Source organism: Sunxiuqinia sp. (assembly GCF_055140945.1).
On the sequence record NZ_JBSQYS010000040.1, the window covers coordinates 22,639 to 45,223 of the forward strand.

Annotated in this window: 20 protein-coding genes; 10 read left to right on the forward strand and 10 right to left on the reverse strand. The window is 39.9% G+C overall.

Going from position 1 to position 22,585, the window contains the following annotated elements; translation table 11 throughout:
- Positions 1 to 150: 150 nt before the first annotated feature.
- The 4 genes from ACTB00_RS16110 to ACTB00_RS16125 form a co-directional block, all read right to left on the reverse strand.
- The gene (locus tag ACTB00_RS16110) at positions 151 to 3,270 is read right to left on the reverse strand and encodes a PAS domain-containing hybrid sensor histidine kinase/response regulator (protein WP_463300936.1); all 3,120 of its coding nucleotides are present in this window, start codon (positions 3,268 to 3,270) and stop codon (positions 151 to 153) included.
- A gap of 81 nt (positions 3,271 to 3,351) precedes the next feature.
- Entirely contained in the window at positions 3,352 to 3,792 is a 441-nt protein-coding gene (locus ACTB00_RS16115; RefSeq protein ID WP_463300937.1) for a response regulator, read from the reverse strand.
- A gap of 41 nt (positions 3,793 to 3,833) precedes the next feature.
- Entirely contained in the window at positions 3,834 to 5,174 is a 1,341-nt protein-coding gene (locus ACTB00_RS16120) for a sensor histidine kinase (protein ID WP_463300938.1), read from the reverse strand.
- A gap of 41 nt (positions 5,175 to 5,215) precedes the next feature.
- Positions 5,216 to 5,713: a chemotaxis protein CheD gene (locus tag ACTB00_RS16125; RefSeq protein WP_463300939.1), complete on the reverse strand. Its 498-nt coding sequence runs from the start codon at positions 5,711 to 5,713 to the stop codon at positions 5,216 to 5,218.
- Positions 5,714 to 5,957: 244 nt separating this feature from the next.
- Between ACTB00_RS16125 and ACTB00_RS16130 the strand changes: the two genes are divergently transcribed.
- The 7 genes from ACTB00_RS16130 to ACTB00_RS16160 all read left to right on the forward strand — a co-directional run bounded on the left by ACTB00_RS16130 (position 5,958) and on the right by ACTB00_RS16160 (position 11,541).
- A complete protein-coding gene (locus ACTB00_RS16130; RefSeq protein WP_463300940.1) occupies positions 5,958 to 6,431 on the forward strand; it encodes an ion transporter in 474 nt (157 codons plus the stop codon).
- A gap of 110 nt (positions 6,432 to 6,541) precedes the next feature.
- The gene (locus tag ACTB00_RS16135) at positions 6,542 to 6,838 is read left to right on the forward strand and encodes a hypothetical protein (protein ID WP_463300941.1); all 297 of its coding nucleotides are present in this window, start codon (positions 6,542 to 6,544) and stop codon (positions 6,836 to 6,838) included.
- Positions 6,839 to 6,847: 9 nt separating this feature from the next.
- Positions 6,848 to 8,716, forward strand: coding sequence for a DNA mismatch repair endonuclease MutL (gene mutL / locus ACTB00_RS16140; protein WP_463300942.1), 1,869 nt, complete (start codon positions 6,848 to 6,850; stop codon positions 8,714 to 8,716).
- Between the two features lie 82 nt (positions 8,717 to 8,798).
- Positions 8,799 to 9,539 carry a rhomboid family intramembrane serine protease gene (locus ACTB00_RS16145; RefSeq protein WP_463300943.1) on the forward strand — a complete coding sequence of 247 codons (741 nt, stop codon included), beginning with the start codon at positions 8,799 to 8,801 and terminating at the stop codon, positions 9,537 to 9,539.
- An 8-nt stretch (positions 9,540 to 9,547) separates the two neighbouring features.
- Positions 9,548 to 10,420: a rhomboid family intramembrane serine protease gene (locus tag ACTB00_RS16150; RefSeq protein ID WP_463300944.1), complete on the forward strand. Its 873-nt coding sequence runs from the start codon at positions 9,548 to 9,550 to the stop codon at positions 10,418 to 10,420.
- Between the two features lie 43 nt (positions 10,421 to 10,463).
- On the forward strand, positions 10,464 to 10,880 hold the full coding sequence (gene arfB / locus ACTB00_RS16155) for an alternative ribosome rescue aminoacyl-tRNA hydrolase ArfB (protein WP_463300945.1): 417 nt from the start codon (positions 10,464 to 10,466) through the stop codon (positions 10,878 to 10,880).
- 13 nt (positions 10,881 to 10,893) lie between these two features.
- Entirely contained in the window at positions 10,894 to 11,541 is a 648-nt protein-coding gene (locus ACTB00_RS16160) for a YiiX/YebB-like N1pC/P60 family cysteine hydrolase (protein WP_463300946.1), read from the forward strand.
- A 132-nt stretch (positions 11,542 to 11,673) separates the two neighbouring features.
- On the opposite strand, the gene ACTB00_RS16165 is transcribed toward ACTB00_RS16160, so the two are convergent.
- The gene (locus ACTB00_RS16165) at positions 11,674 to 15,333 is read right to left on the reverse strand and encodes a sensor histidine kinase (protein WP_463300947.1); all 3,660 of its coding nucleotides are present in this window, start codon (positions 15,331 to 15,333) and stop codon (positions 11,674 to 11,676) included.
- An 18-nt stretch (positions 15,334 to 15,351) separates the two neighbouring features.
- A complete protein-coding gene (gene rlmH, locus ACTB00_RS16170; RefSeq protein WP_463300948.1) occupies positions 15,352 to 15,825 on the reverse strand; it encodes a 23S rRNA (pseudouridine(1915)-N(3))-methyltransferase RlmH in 474 nt (157 codons plus the stop codon).
- Positions 15,826 to 16,061: 236 nt separating this feature from the next.
- On the opposite strand from rlmH, the gene ACTB00_RS16175 reads away from it, so the two are divergent.
- From ACTB00_RS16175 to ACTB00_RS16185, 3 genes are all read left to right on the forward strand, one after another.
- Positions 16,062 to 16,454: a DUF4783 domain-containing protein gene (locus tag ACTB00_RS16175; RefSeq protein WP_463300949.1), complete on the forward strand. Its 393-nt coding sequence runs from the start codon at positions 16,062 to 16,064 to the stop codon at positions 16,452 to 16,454.
- Between the two features lie 4 nt (positions 16,455 to 16,458).
- A complete protein-coding gene (locus ACTB00_RS16180; RefSeq protein ID WP_463300950.1) occupies positions 16,459 to 17,388 on the forward strand; it encodes a YihY/virulence factor BrkB family protein in 930 nt (309 codons plus the stop codon).
- A 98-nt stretch (positions 17,389 to 17,486) separates the two neighbouring features.
- Positions 17,487 to 18,254 (forward strand): TIGR00266 family protein, encoded by a 768-nt coding sequence (locus ACTB00_RS16185; RefSeq protein WP_463300951.1) that lies wholly within the window; start codon positions 17,487 to 17,489, stop codon positions 18,252 to 18,254.
- Between the two features lie 59 nt (positions 18,255 to 18,313).
- Here the strand turns inward: ACTB00_RS16185 and ACTB00_RS16190 are convergent, their stop codons facing one another.
- The 4 genes from ACTB00_RS16190 to ACTB00_RS16205 all read right to left on the reverse strand — a co-directional run.
- On the reverse strand, positions 18,314 to 19,912 hold the full coding sequence (locus tag ACTB00_RS16190; RefSeq protein ID WP_463300952.1) for a SulP family inorganic anion transporter: 1,599 nt from the start codon (positions 19,910 to 19,912) through the stop codon (positions 18,314 to 18,316).
- 122 nt (positions 19,913 to 20,034) lie between these two features.
- Entirely contained in the window at positions 20,035 to 21,342 is a 1,308-nt protein-coding gene (gene der, locus ACTB00_RS16195) for a ribosome biogenesis GTPase Der (protein WP_463300953.1), read from the reverse strand.
- 84 nt (positions 21,343 to 21,426) lie between these two features.
- Entirely contained in the window at positions 21,427 to 22,311 is an 885-nt protein-coding gene (gene era, locus ACTB00_RS16200) for a GTPase Era (RefSeq protein WP_463300954.1), read from the reverse strand.
- A 69-nt stretch (positions 22,312 to 22,380) separates the two neighbouring features.
- A partial coding sequence (locus ACTB00_RS16205) for a hypothetical protein (RefSeq protein ID WP_463300955.1) occupies positions 22,381 to 22,585 on the reverse strand: 205 nt, incomplete at its 5' end.

Here is a 22,585-nt window from a genome sequence, read left to right on the forward strand (position 1 = left end):
AGATAGAATGTTTTTAGTTTACACAACTAAATTTAACGAAAAGTTGTGAATTGTAAAACATTTAAGCGAAGTTGTTTCTGGTTAATCAAAAAATTGCAAGGGTAGAAAATACAATATTGTCCAAGTTGGCCGTTTATCAAGGACTAAGTATTAGAAGAGTTGATGAATTAAATCAACCAGCAGATCTCTTTTAATGGGCTTGGAGATGTAATCATTACATCCCGCAGCAAGAGCCTTTTCTCGATCTCCCTCCATCGCAAATGCTGTTTGCGCAACAATGACTACGTCTTTATTGAATTCTCTGATTGCCCTTGTGGCTTCATATCCGTTTTTTTCAGGCATCTGAATATCCATCATAATCAGATCAACATCGGGATTATTCTTTACGAGCTCAATCGTTTGAACACCATTCGTGGCATGGATAATTTCCGTTGAAAAACTCTTTAATAAAATGCTCAGATATTGACTGCTCGCAAGATCATCTTCAGCAATGAGAATTTTCAAGTTTTTGTTATCCACTCCTGACATTGCTACCAACGTACTGTCTTTTGTTTTAGAATTTTTTGTTTTAGAATTTTTTAGTGGGATTGAAAAATAAAAGGTTGAGCCTTTCTCTTCCTCCGACTTTACTCCAATTTCTCCATTCAACATCTGTACATATGCCTTTGCGATAGACAAGCCTAAACCAGATCCCTCATACGCTCTTTTGGTTGCAATATCGCCCTGGATAAAACGCTCAAAAATAGCTTGTTGTTTTTCAAATGGAATACCAATACCCGTATCTTTCACCTGGCACAATAGCTTTCCATCCTTTCTTTCAATTTTAATTTCGATGAATCCCGCTTTCGTATATTTAATGGCATTCTTTACGAGGTTGGTAATTATTGAAATAAACTTTTTGATGTCCGTTTCGATAATTTCCTCATCGCTGCTCAGCAGACAAGTATACATCAGCTTTAATCCTTTTCGGTCTGCTTCCTCGGTAAAGAAATCAATTAATTGATTGATTTCGTTTTTGACGTTCATTTCCTCAAGCGACACATCCATCAGCCCGGTTTCAATTTTCGCAATATCCATCAAATCATTAACTGTTTCAAGTAGCCTACTTCCACTTTTCATAATAATATCCAGGAATTGCTTTTGGTCTTCATCCGACAACTCCGGATCCTGAAGTAAGCTTGTGAAACCCAAAATACCATTCATCGGTGTTCGGATTTCGTGGCTCATGTTTGCCAAAAATGCAGATTTTAAACGATCAGATTCTTCTGCCTTCTCTTTTGCCCTATTTAACTCAAGAATGAAATTTTGCCTTTCAGTAATATTACGCATCATTCCCAAATTCCCGATCCATTTCCTCTCTGCATTATATAGTTTTCTTCCAAAAGCTTCTCCTGGAAAGATATGATTGTTTTTGTCTTTGAAGTCGGTGACAAAGAATTGATCCTGACTTTTCGCATTTTTTCCAAAAACCATCAGCCCGGTCTCCTCATATTTTTGCTCATCGGCATAAAGTATTTTGGTGGTTTTCCCAATTATTTCTTCCGGGGCATAGCCAAAGGTTGTTTTCATTCCATCGTTTGCAAGTATTATTTTTCTCGAGGTATCGGTGACAATGATACCATCCTGAATGGCATTAAACATGGTTTCAAAAAGCAACTTCTGATCATTTAGTTGGGCTTCAACACTCTTATAGTCTGTTATATCCTGAACAACCCCATACAATTCACTAACTTCTCCATGCTCATCTTTTCTACAAAATCCTTTAATCCTAATCCAAACTATTTTATTATCACGATGTACAATTCTGATTTGAATATCATAAGGAACTTCCTCTTCTATTAACTTTTGTACCGCATTGTCAAAATACACCCAGTCATCAGGGTGGACAAATTTCTTTTGCTCCAAGTAGTTTGGCTCTCCATTTTCTTTAGGTACAGCATACATCTCAAAAACCTCATCGGTCCAGCTGGGTATCTGACTTTTAACATCAAAACTCCAGTAGCCCAACTTGCCGATATTTTGTGCCAGAGAAAGTTGATCGTTTAATTTAACCAATTTCTTTTCATGTTTCTTTCGTTCGGTAATGTCTTGAAACGATCCATAAAGTCCAATTACCTTTCCAGATATATCTTTCTTCGCATATCCTTTAACTGCGCAATTTAGCTTCTCTCCATTGCTACGAATAATAACAAGATCCAGATGATAAGATATTCCTTCCGCAACAGCTTTTTCGACTGCCTTGCTATGCAGTTTTAAGCTTTCTTTCGAATACATTTTGGAATGTTCCGCAAATGATGGTGCTCCTTTTGGGGGATCAATTTGAAAAATACGAAACAATTCATCAGACCAGTTAACCGTATCAGTCGCGACATCCCAGTCCCAACTACCAATTTTCGCAAGTTCCTCGGTTCTCTTCAGCCTTGACTCGCTTTTTTTAATCTCTTCTTCGGCAATTTTTCGCGCTGTAATATCCTGAAAAGTACCTCGTAAACGAACACATTTCCCCGCCTCTATTACCGGCTTACATATCGTGTGGGTCCAGATCTGCCTTTTTTTTGCTGTGACCATCGGAATCTCCAGTTCATAACCCACTCTTTCATCAATTGCAGTACGAACAGACTTTTCAATTATACGACGAGACTCTGTGGAAAAGAAGTTAAGTGCTTCTTCCAGTGTCGGTAAATAGTCACTCGGAACCTCATAAATCTCTTTGGTAACCTCATTCCAATGAACTCTGTTCGTAGCGATGTCTAGCTCCCATCCGCCAACCCGTGCAATTTTTCCAATTTCATTTAAATAATCCAGGCTTTGGGTTAGTTCTTTTTCCGTTTCAGAGAGCCTCCTGTCCGTTTCGATGTCAATGCAAATACGTTTGATTTTTTCGGGTAGAATGGTAATAAAATCAGCTTCTTTTATCAGGTACTCACGAGCTCCTAACTTCATCATGTCAACCGCAATCCGCTCATCGCCGTAACCGGTCATCGCAATAAAATCGGGGATTTGCGGCAACTTTTGTTTTAAACGTTCAACAAGCTGCATTCCGTTCATGTCCGGCAACTTATAATCAATAAGCAACAATTCATTTTCGGCTCCGGTTATTTTATCAATAGCTTCCTTTCCACTACGAGCAAAACCTGTTTGAAAACCTTCTCGCTTGAGTCTTTTTTGTATTAAATGATTCAACCCTTCATCGTCTTCAATAACAATGATTTTGAATAATCTCCAACCGTCACTATCTATAACTCCTCCATCGTTCCCCGCTTTAGCCATGTTCGCATATATTATATGTTTTGATACTCCTTATTTAATATTTCACCTTACATTGAAGAACCGATAATAACTAAATTCAAATTAATCCACCGACTTATTAACATCGGGTATTTCAACAATGAGCAAAAACAAACCCAGCTTTCGGATGGCATCAACAAATTTGTCATAATCGATTGGCTTACTAATATAATTACTGCATCCCAGCTCATGACATTTAGTAATTTCTCTCGGATCATCAGTAGTTGTGATCATTATTACCGGCATCCTTTTTAAGCCCGGATCCTCTTTAACACGGCGCAATACCTCCACACCATCAATTTTAGGCATGTTGATATCTAATAATAATAGCGAGGGAATTCCATTCTTTTTCTCTTTGGTTTGAAACAGGTAGTCAAGCGTTTCCTCTCCATCTTTAAAATGAATAATTTTGTTCATTAAGCCTGCTCGCTTCAAATTTCGTCGAATTAGCGTAGCATGACCCATATCGTCCTCGGCAAGAATAATTGTTAGTTCCTTTTTCATCGTGTTGTTAAGGTGAATTTCGCTTAAAACATTTGGTTTATTTAAACTTTCGGAAGTAAGATAATAAATTTTGTTCCAATACCTGTTGTCGATTCGAGTATAATTTTGCCGTTATGCTTTTCAACAACTTGCTTCACAATATTCATCCCCAGGCCAATGCCTGACTTTTCAGGGTTGAGCTTCTGAAACAATTCGAAAACCTTTTCTTGATGCTCGGGATGAATTCCAATCCCATTGTCTTCGACTGTATATTTTATAAATTCATTTTCCTGTTCTCCTGAAATCTTGATTTTACCTGGCCTTTTTGGATCAAAAAATTTCATGGCATTGTCAATCAGGTTGGAGAATAACTGATTAATTTGAAGTTCATCTCCTTGACATTGGGGCAAATCTGAAACATCAATTTCAACCTGACTTTCATTGATTTTATATTCGTAATTTTCAATAACATCATGCATCAACTTATTCATATCTAAATGACTAAAAATGATCTTTTGCCGCCCTAAGCGCGACAGGGACAGAAGTCCTGTGAGTAAGCCGTCCATCTTATCGGCACTTGATGTAATAAAGTGCATAGCTTCCGGTATTTCCTCATTCATAACTTGGTTATAACTAAGCTTTAAAGAGTTGGGTAATTCTACATTCTTAAGGAGTCCTGTAAGCTCATTTAACGATGCTTCCAGCTCTCTGTTAAAGCCCTGTATATTCACAAGTGGAGAGCGTAAATCGTGTGTTGTAATGTAAAGAATTTGTTGCAATTCATTCGTTTTTGCTTCTAATTCTGAATTCAATCTCAGCAACTCCCGCTCTGCCTTTCTTCTTTCGGTGATATCTTGAATCGATAACAAAATCAACCTGTCTTTCGCCCGTTCCTGCAATAACTCCCGAGCATTAATAAGCATGATTTTTTTCCCAATTCTTTTAAAGTCGTGTTCCACCTCATAATCATCCATCGTTGATTTTTCAGAAAGCACTTCGTTCAACAGCATCTTGAGAGCAGGAATATTCCACTGGCCGTGATCAAGCTCATAAAATAGCTTGCCTTCCGTCTTTTGGGGAACAGCTTTAAATGTGGCGTAAAAAGAGCGACTTGCAGACACAACACGAAGACTCCTATCCAGAACGATCAAAGGTTCGCGTATCGTTGCAATAATATTCTCAGCGTAGTCGCGGGAGAACCGGGCAATCTCTTCTTTCTCAATTAAATCACGTTCACTTGCAGTTAATTGCTCCGTTAGTGCTTTTAGCTGCTGCTCAGAGGCCTGAAGTTGTTGGTTGGCAGCATCTAACTGTTGATTGGCCGCCCGAAGCTCTCGCTCAATATTCTGCTGCTTTCCCAGTTCATTCTCAAGTGCTGTAACTTTCTGCTGCTTTTCTTTCATTTTAGCGGATGCTTTGTTTCTTTTCAATTAAAGATACAATCTTACGTTGAGAGTTTGGTCGTATTCGAAAGTAATCTTTCATCCGAATCTCCTTCGGTATAATAAACAAAACCACTGGAAACATTCAGAAAAGCAGATCTTCTCAAGGTGCCGCCCACCGCCTTTGATTTAATCAAAAATCCTTTGTCAGCAAGAATCCCCTCTGTCGACCTGAGATTATCCTCACCAATCGTATCGTTCTCTCTTTTCAGAACATTGGCTCCGCCAATTAAGCACACTTCCAGTTTTTCCTTTTTCGTGCCAAGTTGCGATAGCTGATCAAGCAGTTTATCAATGGCGTTCGCAGCATACCTTGTTGCATATTCCTTTTTTCCTTTGGGCGCAACTCCCGGCAACATTACATGAGCCATTCCTCCTATTTTCTGAGATGAATCCCAGGCAGTTACCACGATGCATGAGCCAATTGCTGTTGACTTTAAATGGTGATTGATGTCACACACTTTCACGTCTCCAGTAGATACGAAGATCACATCTTCCATTTCTAGTCTCTTCGTTTATAACAAATTTGAAGTCGTTAAATTTCGACGCACACAGCATTTTCAAAACGCTGAGAAGCAACCAATATACTAAAATTCAAAGATATCTGTGAATTAACAAGCTGATGATTAAAAAAAAAAATTGTCATTTTGCTGCTATCAGATATTTCGCAAAATCTCTATCTTTAGAATTCATTCAGGAAACCTATGAAAAACAGTATCAGAAATAAAATTTACGAAATTATCTTTGAAGCCGACACCCCCAAAGGAAAGCTTTTTTGATGTGGCTTTACTGTTTACCATTTTAATCAGCATTGCACTGGTTATAATCGAAAGTGTTCCACCAATCAATAGTCAACACCGAAGTTTGCTACGCATTTTGGAATGGGTCATTACAATTATCTTTTCAATTGAATATATCCTGCGAATACTCAAGGTTAAGAAGCATAAGTATTCCATCGAGTATCTACTGGGCCATTGTCACCATGACCACTGTTGGTTATGGCGCGACATTTCACCCCAAACGCCACTTGGCCAGTTCCTGGCAAGCGCTGTCATGATTGTCGGCTATGCCATTATCGCAGTACCAACAGGCATTGTTACAGCTGAAATGATGAAACCAACCAAGAGTTCCAACACTCAGGTTTGTCCGCATTGTCTGCATGACAAGCATGAGTCAGATGCTGTATTTTGTAAAAAATGCGGTGGTAAACTAAACTAGACACAAACCAAAAAAATGAGTTTAGTTTCATTTAGGACTTTTAACGATTTCCCTTTCACCATCTGGCTTGGTTTTTGTATTTTTGTAGATCAATCAATATTTGACAAGCCATGATCGGGAAATTTTTTCATATGCCCAACCACCGCCGTTTCAGCATACCATATCGGTATTACGATCCGGAAAAAGAAGAGATGCAAGAACGTGAAGACAGAATCAAGAAAGAAATGGGGATTCATGAGAAAAAAGAATTTGACCCGAACTACCGGGCAAACATTCGCGGACAATTCAGAAGAGCAATGGGTCAATCATCAAAAACGTCATCAGATGCTCGCCGCAATTACAATACCCGTTTAATTACGTTTGTTATTGTTTTATCGATTGCCGTATACCTGTTTTTTAAATTTTAATACTTTTCTGTGTCAGATATCATTCAACTACTCCCCGATTCAGTTGCCAACCAAATCGCCGCAGGAGAGGTTATTCAACGTCCTGCATCAGTAGTCAAGGAATTGGTCGAAAACGCGATTGATGCCGGAGCATCGCAAATCAAAATCAACTTAAAAGATGCCGGCCGCACCTTAATTCAGGTAAGCGATAATGGCTGCGGAATGTCGGACACTGATGCCCGTATGGCGTTTGAGCGTCACGCCACATCTAAAATTAAAGAAGCCAACGATTTGTTTGCCATCCGCACGATGGGTTTTCGTGGTGAAGCATTGGCCTCCATTGCAGCAATTGCCGATGTTGAACTGCACACACAACAGCACGATCAAGAAATTGGCACCTTGATTCACATCAATGGGTCAAAAGTAATTAAGCAAGAAGCCACGCGTTGCAGCTGCGGAACAAATTTTATGGTGAAAAACTTATTTTTCAATGTTCCTGCACGACGCAAATTCCTGAAATCGAATGCCACAGAGCTCAAACACATTATCAATGAAATTCAACGGGTGGCCTTAGCCAGTCCCGAAATATCTTTTTCGTTGATTCACAATCAGCAAACGGTTTATGAGCTGGGACAAGGCAACATCAAAAAACGCATTGTTGCTTTATTTGGAAAAAACAGCGTTCAAAACCTAATCCCGGTAAACACCGACACCAGCTTAGTGAAAATTTCCGGCTACATTGGACAACCCAAGCACGCCCGAAAAACCTTTGGAGAACAGTTCTTCTTTGTCAACAAGCGTTACATGCGCCATCCGTTTTTTCACCGGGCAGTAATGCAGGCTTACGAAAAAATATTACCACCAGACGGAATTCCTTCTTACTTTTTATTTTTTGAAGTGAAGCCGGAAGACATTGACATCAACATTCATCCAACGAAAACGGAAATAAAGTTTGAAAGTGAATCGGCAATTTGGCAGATGATTAAAGCAACGGTTCGTGAATCACTAGGAAAATACAATGTGGTGCCATCAATAGATTTTGATCAGGCCGGAAGCATTGATATTCCAATTGCACGAAAAAGCTCCGAGTCGGTTGAACCTCCTAAAATTGAGATCAATCCTACTTATAATCCGTTTGAAGAGGAAAAGAAATTTTCCGGAGGGTCTTCATTTTCTTCAGGCTCAACCAATCAGAAAAGCCAGTCGCAGCATTGGGAAAAACTATACCGCGATTTTAATACCGATGAGCAAGAGGACGAGTCATCCAATTTTCCGATCACTCAGCCAGAAGAACAAGCAAGCAGGACACTGGAAATCAAACATGAAGAACAGTACAGTGGAAAAACGTTCATCCAGTTTAAAAATAAATACATTTTAACACCTGTCAAATCAGGATTAATGGTTATTGACCAAAAGCGTGCTCACGAACGGATTCTTTTTGAGAACTTTATGGCGATTCTTGAAAGTGAAGAAACTGTTAGTCAGCAACAACTTTTTCCCCATACGTTTGATTTAAATGCAGCTGATGCTGAAATGCTTCGCTCCGTATTAGATGATCTGAAAGCACTGGGGTTCGATATCCGTGACTTTGGCAATAACAGTTTCATTATCAATGGCACACCAGGCATGCTTAATAATTCGTCGCCTTTGGAGATTATTGAGAGCCTGTTGGAAGATATAAAAAGTTCGGCGACCAACTTTAAAGAAAAAGCCCGGGAAAAAGTTGCAGCATCTTTAGCTGGTGCTTCTGCGGTTTCGTATGGCTACACCATGAAACAGGAAGAAATCAATCAGTTGATCGACCAATTATTCGCCTGCTCAACACCAAATTTTTCACCAACAGGCAAACAAGTGTTAACAATTATGCCGTTGGAACATTTTGAAAAACTTTTGAAGTGACAATTTGTCCTTAGTATTGTTACTTTGTATTGAAAACAATGTTTGGCGTGGCTCTTGCAGTCACCATCTAAATTTTTCAGATATGCAGAATTTCAGACCCAATTTAAGCTCCATACCTCCGGTTGTTAAAAACCTGATCATCATCAATGCGCTAATGCTTTTGGCAACCTACATCATGAGCATGCGAGGCATTAATCTGTCAGGCATACTCGGCCTGCACTACATTGCTTCACCCAAGTTCGAACCGTACCAGATTGTTACCCACATGTTTATGCACGGAGGTTTTACACACCTCTTGTTTAATATGTTTGCACTTTGGATGTTTGGTCGAATTTTGGAAAGTGTTTGGGGACCGAAACGATTTTTCATTTACTATTTTGCGACCGGATTGGGTGCCGCTGTTTTGCACACCTTTGTCAATTGGATTGAATATCAGTCAGTGATTTCACAAATGACACCGGAAAATATTGACCTTGTCATACAGAACGGAGGCGATATTTGGATGCAAGGGAAAAACTACACTGACCCACTGATGGGTAAACTCAATCTACTGCTGAACGTTCCGACTGTTGGTGCATCTGGTGCAGTATTTGGCGTCCTGCTTGGCTTTGGAATGCTATTCCCCAATACCCAGTTGATGTTACTTTTTCCTCCTATCCCGATCAAAGCAAAGTATTTTGTGATTGGTTATGGTTTGATTGAGCTATACCTTGGACTATCTCGCCCGGGAAGTAATGTTGCTCACTTTGCCCATTTGGGAGGAATGCTTTTTGGGTATCTGCTTATTCGCTACTGGAATAAAAACAGTAATAACTTCTATTAGTCCGAGCCATGAGTATTGTAGATGAAATAAAAGAATCATTTAAAAAAGGGTCAATACTAACGCGCCTGATCTATGTGAATATTGCCGTTTTCTTGTTCATTCGGATCATTAACGTGTTTTTCTTTTTACTGAATCAGGATTTTTCGTTGATCAGCTGGCTGGCTTTACCGGCCGACATCCATCAATTGGCGTACAAACCCTGGACCTTGGTTACCTACATGTTCCTTCACTTCGATTTCTTCCATATTCTATTTAATGTTCTCTGGCTGTATTGGCTTGGCAAAATTTTTCTATTTTATTTTACCGAAAAGCAATTATTAGGGGTTTATATTTTGGGTGGTTTAGCCGGGGGGCTCTTTTTTCTGGCTGCCTACAACTTGTTCCCGGCCTTTGCTGATATCGTTGTATTTTCTCGATTGCTTGGGGCGTCAGCTTCTGTGATTGCCATTGTTATTGCAGTCGCCATGTGGGCTCCGAACCATACGATCAACCTGATGTTTATTGGTCCGGTTAAAATGAAATATGTGGCACTGGTTTCTATTGCCATGTATGTGATCGGAATAGCCTCGTCAAACTCAGGTGGAAATATTGCTCACATCGGAGGCGCTTTGCTGGGTGTGATTTTTGTTTTACAATATCGAAAAAACAAAGACCTCACAAACATCGTCTCCTCAGTTGTCGATAAAGGAGCCAAAATTTTCACTCAAAAACAAAAGATAAAAGTAACCTACAAAGGTAAACCCACCGACGATATTGAATACAATCGCCAGCGAAACCTGAATCAGAAAGAGATCAACCACGTATTGGAAAAAATCAGTAAATCAGGTTACGATTCGCTAACAAAAGAAGAAAAAGAACTGCTGTTTAAAATGGGGAAATAAGCTTCGTTTTTCAACACCAGCTTTTCGGCCAACTTATGCTTTTATGACCACTTACTCCACATATATTCCCGACTTGAGTAGCGAGCTATTGTTTCGCACCTCTAGAAGCAGTGGCCCCGGAGGACAGCATGTTAACAAGGTCGATACTCGTGTTGAATTACGTTTCAATATTAGCAACTCGCAACTATTGCGTGAACGGCAAAAGGAAATTTTGCTTAAGAAATTAAGCAAAAAACTTACCAACGATGGTGACCTAATCATCGTCAGCCAGCAAGATCGTTCACAACTTCGAAACAAGGAAATCGCAACTGAAAAATTTTATTCAACCTTACAAAAAGCACTGCGCCCGGTTAAAAAACGGAAAGCCACCAAGCCTACCCGGTCATCGATTGAAAAACGCATCAACAAGAAAAAACAAACCGGCGAGAAGAAAAAATGGCGTGGAAAAATTGAACCTTAAATATTCGTTCAACATGCTCTTAAAATCGATTAAAACACAATTAATAGCAATGCTAATCCTAACCACAGGAGTGACATCCAAAGCTCAAGACCATTCCCCGGAAATTATCAGAACCGGAGACTTGCTATTTCGTGAAACAATATCGAGCGGCTTGTCGAAAGCCATTGACAAAGTAACGCAAACCGAAAAACATACGCACTTTTCGCACATTGGATTGGCTGTTGTTGAAAAAGACTCGGTCAACGTGCTTCACGCCAGTCCTCTTGGGGGCACCTGCAAAGTGAGTCTGGATGAGTTCTCCCATCCCGAAGGTGATTCAACGCAAGTGACTATTTATCGGCTAAAAACAGCTTATCAAAAAGCGATTCCCGCAGCAATCGACAAAGCCATGAGCTTGCTTGGAAAACCATACAACTTCAGCTATCTATTATCGGACACCAGCCATTATTGCTCCGAATTTATCTACCTGGCTTTTGCTCAAGATTCCATTTTTGAGCTAAACCCGATGACTTTTAAAAATCCTGAAACCGGAAGATTTGCACCAACCTGGGTATCCTATTATCAACAGCTGGGAATCGACATTCCGGAAGGACAGCCAGGGTGCAACCCCAATGGTTTGGCAGCCTCTGAAAAAGTCAAACGCATTATGGTATTAAAGTAAGTTGATTGTAGAAACAAGAAGACACCACCGAAAGCAATTGAGTTCAACTGTCGTCTCCTTTTCTTAAAGCACACTCATTCTGGTCGACTGGTAGCACAACAATAAATGGCAAAAAATCAGTCTTACAAATTGTTAGTCTTCTTCAAAAAGTGGCAGTTCAATATAAAAAGTGGTGCCTTCATCCAATTCGGTTTCAAACCAAATGGTTCCTTTCGCATTTTCTATAATTTTTTTGACAATCGCCAACCCTAAGCCCATTCCGCTACTTTTAGTTGTAAAATTGGGCTGAAACATTTGTTGGCGAATATTTTCAGGAATACCACACCCGTTGTCCTCAACAGCAATTACAGCGTTCTTTTTTTGTTTGGAAAGTACCACTTTCACCTCCCCCCGACGTTTGGTTGGAATTGACTGAATGGCATTCTTAATCAGGTTGACGACCGCTCTCGAAATCTGCTCATGATCAGCATAAACAAGAAACTGTCCTTTTTCCTCAAACTCCATTGAGAAATCAATCTCTGTATTCGATTGAAACAACTCGGTAACATTGATTAATTGATTGACTAAATCGAACGCTTCATTCCTGGCTTTTGGCATTTTAGCAAAGTTTGAGAACTCGGTGGCAATATCCGACAACGTATCAATTTGCTCGATCAGCGTGCGTGTTACCCGGTTAAAATAGTCGTCAAAATGCTCGCCCTTACTATCTTTAGCTCGCTGTAAATATTGAATATTCAGCTTCATTGGAGTTAGCGGGTTTTTAATTTCATGTGCAATTTGCTTCGCCATTTCACGCCAAGCCAACTCACGCTCGCTCCGGGCCAGTAAATCTGCACTTTCTGCTAATTCTTCCACTTTACGATTGTATTCCTTAATCAGGGCTCCAATTTCATCATCGCGATTATAGCTGATTTGTTCGTTCTTTTTAACCAGCTGAATTCCTTTGAGTTTTTCGCGAACCAGACTCAATGGACGAGTAATTTGGTTGGCCAGCAATACCGCAACAATCACACTTGCCAAAAACAGTAAAACATACAGGTTAATGAATGCCACAATAAACGTAGAAATCTCTTGCTTTAACTCATCGCCCCGCGAAAAATAGGGCAGATTGATAAAACCGAGGTAGTCGCCACGATTATTTATTATTGGCTCATAAACTGACAAATAAGACAACTTGCCAATCTTTTCAGGCTGCGAATAGTTGACCTGGTAATTCTCAATCAATTCATAAAAAGCCTCTGTATTAATCCGGTTCGAAATAATGCCTCGCAAATAAATCTCGGGCCGCGAAGAAGCAATTAATTCTCCATTCATCCCAAAAATATTGATGTCGGTTCGAAAAACGATGGACAGTTTATTCAGTTCCCGCCATAGCCAATCGACCAGTTCCGGCGATATCTCATCCACATTATTCAATCGCATATCAATCTCTTCAGCAATTGATTTCATCTTTTCGTTCAGGTCATCCTGATGCTTTTCTTCATATTGCTGAATGTTATAAAAAATTGTCCCCCCTGCAACAACCATCAACGAAACCAACACAACAGTAATGATGGAAGCCTGTATTTTAAACTTCAGGTCGTAAATCATTGCCTTTTTTCGGTACGACGGATTGCCACCAAACACCACCACCAAAATGAACAGAAAGTAAAAAACAAAAAGGTATGGGAACGAAATTAAGTAATCCAGTAATTCGAATGATTTACCGCTGACAATGATGTAGTTCTTATTTCCCAGATTATGAATCAGATGATCGTAACCATCCCATTTTTTGAGCGTAAACTCTCCACCATCGTTCTCAATATCGTAACTATCGATATAGTAATTATACTGGTAGTCGCCACTTAAATGCACCAGCTCCTTGTCGAAATATTTTGAATATGAAAAATGTCGATAGCGGTCTGGCTTGGTCATTGAATGATCCAGCAAGAGCTCAGGAAACCCCGCGCCTTCAGGAAGCAAACGCGAATTAAGTTCAAAGAAGATAGACGTACCCAACGAATCGGCAGATAGTGGATAGAAAATCTTTCCCAAATAGGAAATCCGACCATTCAGATTATCCATAAAGTAAAAATTTGTACCCGGAATCTGAATACCTGATTCATCAATCATATTTTCGAAAAACGGAAAACAGGGAACCCATTGATTATCGGGTTCTACCAGTAAGCTATCCGAGCCACGACATAGAATAATATCCACGTCATATTTTCGAAAATAACCACCAAAATACTGACGTTCAATATAACTCTCCAGCTCTTGATAAGTCGTCGACAATAGATACGGAATGACCGAATCAACACTCAACTCTTCGTAAATCTCTGTTAAAAAGATCTCAGCCGCCGGATCATGCTCCGAGTTAAGTGTTATGCTCATCAACTTCTGGCTTTCAATCCGGCGAATCTCGCTGTAATGCTGGATGGTAATCAAGGTGAAAAATGCAAAAAGCGAAACAAAATAAATCAGATAAGAAAGTGAATACCGCTCAAACTGGGTATTCTGCAAGGCAAAGACCGAAAAATTGGTCAGCAAAAACAAACTAACCATGTACACGTAACCATTTCCTGCAACAATAGCCGAGCTAACACTAATGATAATTAGCAGCAGATGAATCTGTAAAAATCGTTTTTTAGAAATATATCGACCACTTAGTTCTACGATCTTTAAATTGATTAAAAAAGCAGAAAAGAAAAGTAGCGCTACAATGAAATATCCGATAATGCTATCCAGGTTAATATCGTCAATTTGGTTCAGCTGAAACGAAATACTACTGTTTTCAATCAGGTTTTCAATCAGGTAATTGGCAAAAAGGTAAACAAGCAAACTAAACGAATATACCGTAAGAAGCTCAGTCCATTTGGCATTTTTTGAGTACGAAAAATCTTTCACAAAATTCATGCTCCAAAAGAAAAATAGCATGGCAAAAAGGAGTAAATCGCCCAAAGACGGAAGCCAAAAAGAATAAGCGTACAGCGATGGTCCAAATAAATCGAACGCGTACAAAAACTCGGGAATACGAAACAAAATATGAATCCAATAGAATCCGATAAGCGATAAGGCCAGAACAATAACACGAGCTACAAAATTCTCGTGCCGAAACAGTTTAAAAAACCTTCGAACAAAAATCAGTAGAAATATAAAAGCCAGCACAAAGACCAAGGCCGGGAAATAAAGTTGATCAACACTGCATTTTATTTTCCCTGTCGGCATAATCGAAAACAGGTAATTCCCATTCTCATCGCGAACAGGCAGGTTGTAATCTGACTTTTCACGCTGAATTACAAACCCATCAGGCAAATCAAATGGTTTGACGAATTGATTGTTTATAAATTGATTTTCAATGCTGAACACATCCTTGATTTGAATTAGTCCAACAACATTCAAAGAATCCACTTTACGGTTAAGCCCCAGATAGGTGCCATTTGGTAAAGCCAGCAACTGCTGATCTTTCATTTTGCTTGAATAGCGGCTGGTAAATGCAAAATGATTATGCGACCAATACAGCAACTGGTCGCCTTTCAAAATAACGAACCCAAGTCCTTGATCATGGAAAATGGTTGAATAATCGATAAATGCATTCTGAAAATGGCCATCAAAATCAGGGTTGTTCAGCGTTTGCTCAATTTCATCCAACTGAGCATTTAAAATATCTTTTTGATCATGCAGTTTCTTTTCAAAAGTCTGCACCAACTTGACCTCCGGATTATGATACAACACATGGTGTTCCAACAAAAAGGCCCCGACAAATAACAAAAGCGAAAAAAACAGGTAATTATATTTTGTGTTGTATCTCATAAATCAGTTTCAATGCAACTATTCGTGATGGTAAGGCTCGCCTTTCAAAATCGTTAACCCTCGGTACAGTTGCTCGCTAAAAATCAATCGAATCAACTGATGAGAAAAGGTCATTTTTGACAAGCTTACTTTACCAGTGGCTTTTTGATATACGGTATCTGAGAATCCATAAGGTCCTCCAATGACAAAAACAAGGTTCTTAATTCCACCAAGCATCTTCTTCTCCAAAAATCGTGCAAATTCAGTTGACCGAAAAGTCTTCCCCTTTTCATCAAGCAAAATCAACTCATCGCCAGCCTTCAATTGATCGAGAATTAAGCTCCCCTCCTTTTCTTTTTGCTGATCTTCCGACAACTTTCTCGTATTTTTTATATCCGGAATCACCACATAATCGAACGGGAGGTAATGAGGGATTCGCTGATGATAAATTTCAATTCCATTTTGCAAATAAGGTTGGTCAGTTTTTCCAATTACAATCAATTTAATCTTCACTCTATTCTCTTTTAAAACAACGTTCTGCTTTTTTCACTCTAAAAATGTAATCTATAAATATCAGCATTCTTCCTGAAAAGTTTGTATCATTACGACAACAAAAAATCAAGCAGGCCATCTCTTGATAGATACAATCTTAAATTTGTTAACTTTACAAAGTTATATACCGTGTTCTATGCATACTCTTATTTTGGTACAATTTATGCATACAAACAACGCATTAAATTTGATAAACGATGGAAAATCAAAGCATTAAAACAATCATACTGGGACTTATTTTTACAATTGCGACTGTTGTTAGCTTTGCTCAAGTTCCTGACGAAGTGATATTAAGCCTGAAAACAGGAAATGCCTCAACCTTGTCAGACTATTTCAACGACAATATTGAGTTAGTGGTTCTCGAAAAAGATGATGTTTACAGCAAAGATCAGGCAAAACAAATTGTTGCCAACTTCTTTTCAACCAACACTGCACAGCGTTTTGCAATTATTCACCAAGGAGGAAAAGAAGGTGCGCGTTACGCCATTGGAAACCTGACAACCCAATCCGGCGTTTACAGAGTGTATTTTTTACTGAAAGAAAAAGGATCACAAGTATATATTCACCAATTACGAATTGAAAAACAGTAGCTGAATGAACATCAGCAAACGGAGGCATAAAATTAAGCGTTTCTTTCAACGGCTTTTAATTTGGGCCCGAAAGGCGAGTTTGCCTGGTTTTGATGATATTGCGCTTTATGATGTTGGGCTCTTTTTTTGGCACAGTATTGTCAACGGATCCATCACCACCAGAGCTTCGGCAATTGCTTTTAGTTTTTTTCTGGCACTTTTTCCGGCCATTATTTTCCTGTTTACCCTAATTCCATACATCCCAATCAAGAATTTTCAGCAGGAATTATTTTTACTGATTCAGGAATTTCTTCCTCCCGATGCATTTTCGACCGTGGAAGAAACCATTCAGGATATTTTAACCCGTCAGCGGGGAGACTTACTCTCACTTGGTTTTTTCATGGCTCTTATTTTTTCAACCAATGGCCTGGCTAGCATGATGAGTGCCTTTGACGGCTCGCTACACACCTTTAAAAGAAGGAGTTGGCTAAGTCAACGGATAACAGCAGTGGTGCTTTTATTTATTCTCTCCATTTTAATTACGCTTTCCATTGCCCTAATTACAGGAGGACAATTTGCCATTGATTACATGCTAAAAGTGGGTTTATTGAATGATAAGTTCACCTACTATTTGCTCACCATCGGAAAGTGGATTATTACCGTCACCTTGTTTTTCTTTGCCTTTGCTTTTCTGTACTATTTTGCTCCGGCCAAGAAAACCGAGTGGCGTTTCATTTCTCCTGGAGGAACACTAGCCACTTTTTTAAGTATTTTCGTGATGATAGGCTTCAGCTATTACATCACCAACTTTGGGCAGTACAACAAACTTTACGGTTCCATCGGAACTCTGCTGGTTATCCTACTTCTTTTTTATTTAATGTCATTAATTTTGCTAGTTGGATTTGAGCTCAACGCCAGCATAAACGAAGCTCATCAACAAGCGCAGGAAGACTAAGTTTACCTCCAAAAATCATCATTTCGTCGAAAATCTAACTCATCAAGCAAAACGATTTGTAAATTTAGATTCAGAAATAAATTCAAAATTGAACAGATATGCAATCACACGAAATTGATTACAAAATTATCGGGCACGATGTCCAATTGGTGGAAGTGGAACTCGACCCGGGAGAAACTGTCATTGCGGAAGCTGGTGCCATGATTTACATGGAAGACGGGATTAGCTTTGAAGCTAAGTTAGGCGATGGTTCCAATCCGAGAGCAGGCTTTTTCGACAAAATTTTATCGGCCGGGTCCCGCATTATTACAGGCGAATCGCTTTTTCTGACACACTTTGCCAATCAAGGCTGGGGTAAAAAGCATGTCGCCTTTTCTGCCCCTTATCCCGGTACAATCATCCCGCTTAATTTAGCATCCATGGGAGGCCGAATCATTGTTCAAAAAGACGCATTCCTTTGTGCTGCGTTGGGCACCAAAATCTCGATCACCTTTAACAAACGATTGGGAGCCGGTTTTTTTGGCGGCGAAGGTTTTATTATGCAAGAGCTTATCGGTGATGGAAGCGCTTTCGTTCATGCCGGCGGAACAGTCATTGAGCGGCAGTTGAATAACGAAGTTTTACGCGTTGACACCGGCTGCATTGTGGCTTACGAACCTACTGTTGATTTTAGTGTAGAACAATCGGGCGGTTTGCGCTCCATGGTATTTGGTGGTGAAGGAATATTCCTGGCCTCCCTCCGTGGAACCGGGAAAGTTTGGTTGCAATCCATGCCAATCCGAAAACTGATTGCCCAACTATCACCAAGAGGTGGAAACCAACGGAAAGAATCCGGAGGTTTACTAAATCAGTTTTTGCAAGACTAACCAATACAGATAACAAAAAAGCCGGTTTAAACCGGCTTTTTTGTTATCTGTTATTTTGTTTATGACGTTGTTTCTAAATGTTTTCGATAGTTATCAATCGCTACACGATAGTTCGGATCTTCAACAATATTCACATCGCAAATCTTTTCGGCTCTTTTAATCAACTTGATACAGTCTTTGCTCAAGTGGCGTAAGTGAATGGTTTTTCCTTCTTTTTGATACCGTTCATCCAGCTTGTTGATTGCTTCAATAGCCGATTGATCCATAATTCGCGATTCTCTAAAGTCAATAACTACTTCCTGAGGATCATTTTGCACATCGAACCTACCGTTAAAAAAAGTTGTAGAGCCGAAAAAAAGAGGACCAACAATCTCGTAATGCTTGATTCCATGCTCATCAATCTTTGTATTGGCACGAATACGAACTGCATTTTCCCAGGCAAACACCAACGCGGATACAATAACTCCTGCCAACACGGCAATGGCTAAATCAAAAATGACAGTCAATGCTGTTACCAAAACGATAACAATCAAGTCTGCCACCGGAATTTTATTAATGACGTTGAATGTACTCCAGGCAAATGTTCCGATTACCACCATAAACATCACCCCAACTAAAGCGGCAATTGGCACCATTTCAATATAATCAGAAGCAAACAAAATAAACGCCAGCAATGACAAGGCTGCCACAATACCGGATAATCTGTTTCGTCCACCTGATTTTATATTGATAATACTTTGACCAATCATGGCACATCCACCCATACCACCAAAGAAACCATTGACCAGATTCGCAGCACCCTGTGCAGCACATTCCCGGTTTCCGCTCCCCCGTGTTTCGGTCAGCTCATCAACCAGACTCAAGGTCATCAGCGATTCAATCAAACCAACAGCAGCCAAAATTATCGCATATGGGAAAATAAATTTCAAGGTTTCAAAATTCAACGGAATCATTGGAACATTAAAGCTCGGCAATCCTGCCTTTATACCTGTTCCTCCGCGAGCTTGAATAAAGCTTTTCACGGTTTCCGTTTCAATTCCTCCAAATATCACAATTGCCGAAATCACCAAAATACCAACTAAGGCTGCTGGTATCGCTTTGCTAATTTTAGGTAGAAAAGTCATAATAAGCATGGTACCACCCACCAAACCGAGCATCGTGAAAAGCGGCGCACCACTCAACCATTCTCCGCCTACTTTAAACATATTGAGTTGAGAAAGAAAGATAACAATAGCCAGTCCGTTTACAAAACCCATCATTACTGAGTGAGGCACCAATCGAATAAACTTACCCAATCGCAAAAATCCAACCGTCATTTGTATTATCCCAACTAAAACAAGGGTGGCAAACAAATACTGTAAGCCCATCATTTCGCCGGCTCCTCCCATGGCAGTTCCGTCTTTCACCAGACTGACCATTACAACGGCCATAGCTCCTGTTGCTCCGGAAATCATTCCCGGACGACCTCCTATCATAGAAGTTATAAGCCCCATCATAAAAGCTCCATACAAACCAATAACAGGAGAGACACCTGCCACAAAGGCAAATGCTACGGCCTCTGGCACCAAGGCTAATGAAACGGTTAATCCTGAGAGAATATCATCTTTAACAGTTCCCTGCTTCTTGTCAATAAACTTAAAATCATACTTCAACTTCATACGCGTATACTTTGTCAGCGCGCAAAAATAGACTTTAAATCTTGAACTATGCTCTACAGCATGTCCTTTGACAATCTGTTAATGATGCCTTAATGTAAAATGAAGCGTTCGGTTTACAGACTCTATTTCTTCCTGAAAAAGATTTGCAAAGGCACACCGCTAAAGTTAAAACTGTCGCGAATCTTGTTTTCGATATACCGACGATACGGATCCTTGATGTATTGTGGCAAGTTGGCAAACAAGGCAAACGAAGGCGTTGGACTTGGCAACTGAGTCACATACTTAATTTTAATGTATTTCCCTTTAACTGATGGAGGTGGGTATTTTTCAACAGCTTCTAAAAGGATTTCATTCAATTTTGAAGTTTTCAACTTTTGTTGGCGGTTCTCATACACTTCAATCGCCAGTTCCAGTGCTTTAAAAATACGCTGTTTGGTTAATGCCGACATAAAAACGATTGGCACATCGACAAACGGGGCAATGCGTTCGTGGATTTGTTCGGTAAACTTCTTCACCGAAGCATTGTCCTTTTCAACCAAATCCCATTTGTTTACCAAAATGACTACTCCTTTTCGGTTTTTAATCATCAGGTTGAAAATGCTCAAATCCTGACCTTCGACGCCACGGGTGGCATCAATTAACAACATACAAACATCAGAATCTTCGATAGAACGAACCGACCGAAGCACCGAATAAAACTCCAAATCCTCGTGAACTTTAGCTTTCTTTCGAAGCCCTGCGGTATCTACCAGGTAAAAATCGTGTCCATATTTTGTGTAGCGGGTGTTAATCGCATCTCGTGTTGTTCCCGCAACATCAGTTACAATATTCCGGTCAACGCCAGTCAATGCATTAATGAATGACGATTTCCCCACGTTAGGACGGCCAACAACAGCAAAACGCGGAACGCCTTCCTCATCGGGCAAGGGCTCTTTTTTGACAAAGCTATTTACCACGGCATCCAACAGCTCGCCGGTTCCGCTACCAGTCATGGCCGAAATACAATACAGTTCGCCTAAGCCCAGGCCATAAAATTCGTGCGAATCGATAATACGTTCGTGGTTATCAACTTTGTTGACAGCAAGGAAAACCGGCTTTTTAGAACGACGCAATAGATGAGCCACATTCTGATCCAGATCGGTAATTCCTCCTTCTACATCAACAGCAAATAAAATCACATCAGCCTCATCAATTGCCAGGTGTACTTGCTTGCGAATTTCTTCTTCAAAAACATCTTCTGAGTTAATAACGTAACCGCCTGTGTCAATCACCGAAAACTCTTTACCATTCCATACCGCCTTACCGTAGTTGCGGTCGCGGGTAACACCCGAAATACCATCAACAATGGCTTTCCTACTTTCAACCAACCGATTAAACAAGGTTGATTTACCGACATTCGGTCTTCCTACTATAGCGACTATATTGCCCATTCTTCCTTTTGTTCCATTTATAAATTTCAAATTCCAAGTACCCTACCTTGGTGAGTTTCCACTTTCAGCTTCACTCTTCCTTCTTTACTGAAAATCATATCCAAAGTTACCCAACATACGATCTTTATCCCGCCAGTCTTTAGATACTTTAACATACAACTCCATAAATACTTTTTTCTGGAAAAACTCTTCCATGTCTTTCCGAGCCTGCGTACCTACTTTCTTCAAGGCAGCTCCCTTGTGCCCAATAAGAATACCTTTTTGGCTGTCGCGTGCAACATTAATCACACATCGTAAGCGCAGTAATTTCTCTTCTTCCTTAAACTCTTCCACCTCAATTTCAACCGAATAGGGAACTTCCTTTTGATAGTACAACAGTATTTTCTCCCGAATAATTTCAGAGACAAAAAACCGATCATTCCGATCCGTCAACTCATCTTTTGGGAAATACGGAGGTGCTTCGGGCAACAACTCAATAATGCGGTCAAAAATAGGTCCGATGTTGAAACGCTCGGTAGCCGAAACAGCAAACACATCAGCAGCCGGCAAAAGATCTTTCCAGTATTCATACAACTTCATGACATCACCTTGGTTCGACAAATCAATTTTGTTGACCAAAACAATTACCGGGGCGTTCGACTTGCGAACTTTTTCCAGATACTCCGCATTTTTATCGGGTTTCTCAACCACATCTGTCACGTATATGATCACGTCAGCGTCAGACAATGCCGTGTTTACAAACTTCATCATCGATTCCTGAAGCTTGTAATTGGGCTTCAAAATGCCTGGAGTGTCTGAATATACGATTTGAAAATCCTCTCCACTCACAATCCCCTTTATTCGGTGACGAGTCGTTTGCATCTTCTTAGTAATGATCGATAACCGCTCGCCAACCAGCGAATTCATGATGGTTGACTTCCCGACATTCGGGTTTCCAATGATGTTTACAAATCCTGATTTATGTGCCATTTGCCTGATTTCCTTTTAAAAAGCTCGGCAAAGATAACAATATCCTTTTAGCAGTTAAAAATCAAGTTCTTAATTTTTAGGAAATACGCTATTCGGTGCTGTTTTACTTTTTGAGAAAAGCAATTGCACTCTTATCCCACAAGTTTTCCAGAGGGTTATCAATTTTTTTAACTCGCGGGACCGCTTCATTTTTGGAGCGGTCTTTTTATGGTCCCAATCGACCGCTCCGCAACGTTCAGGGAACAGGAAACAATCATCGTGGACAAGGAAATAG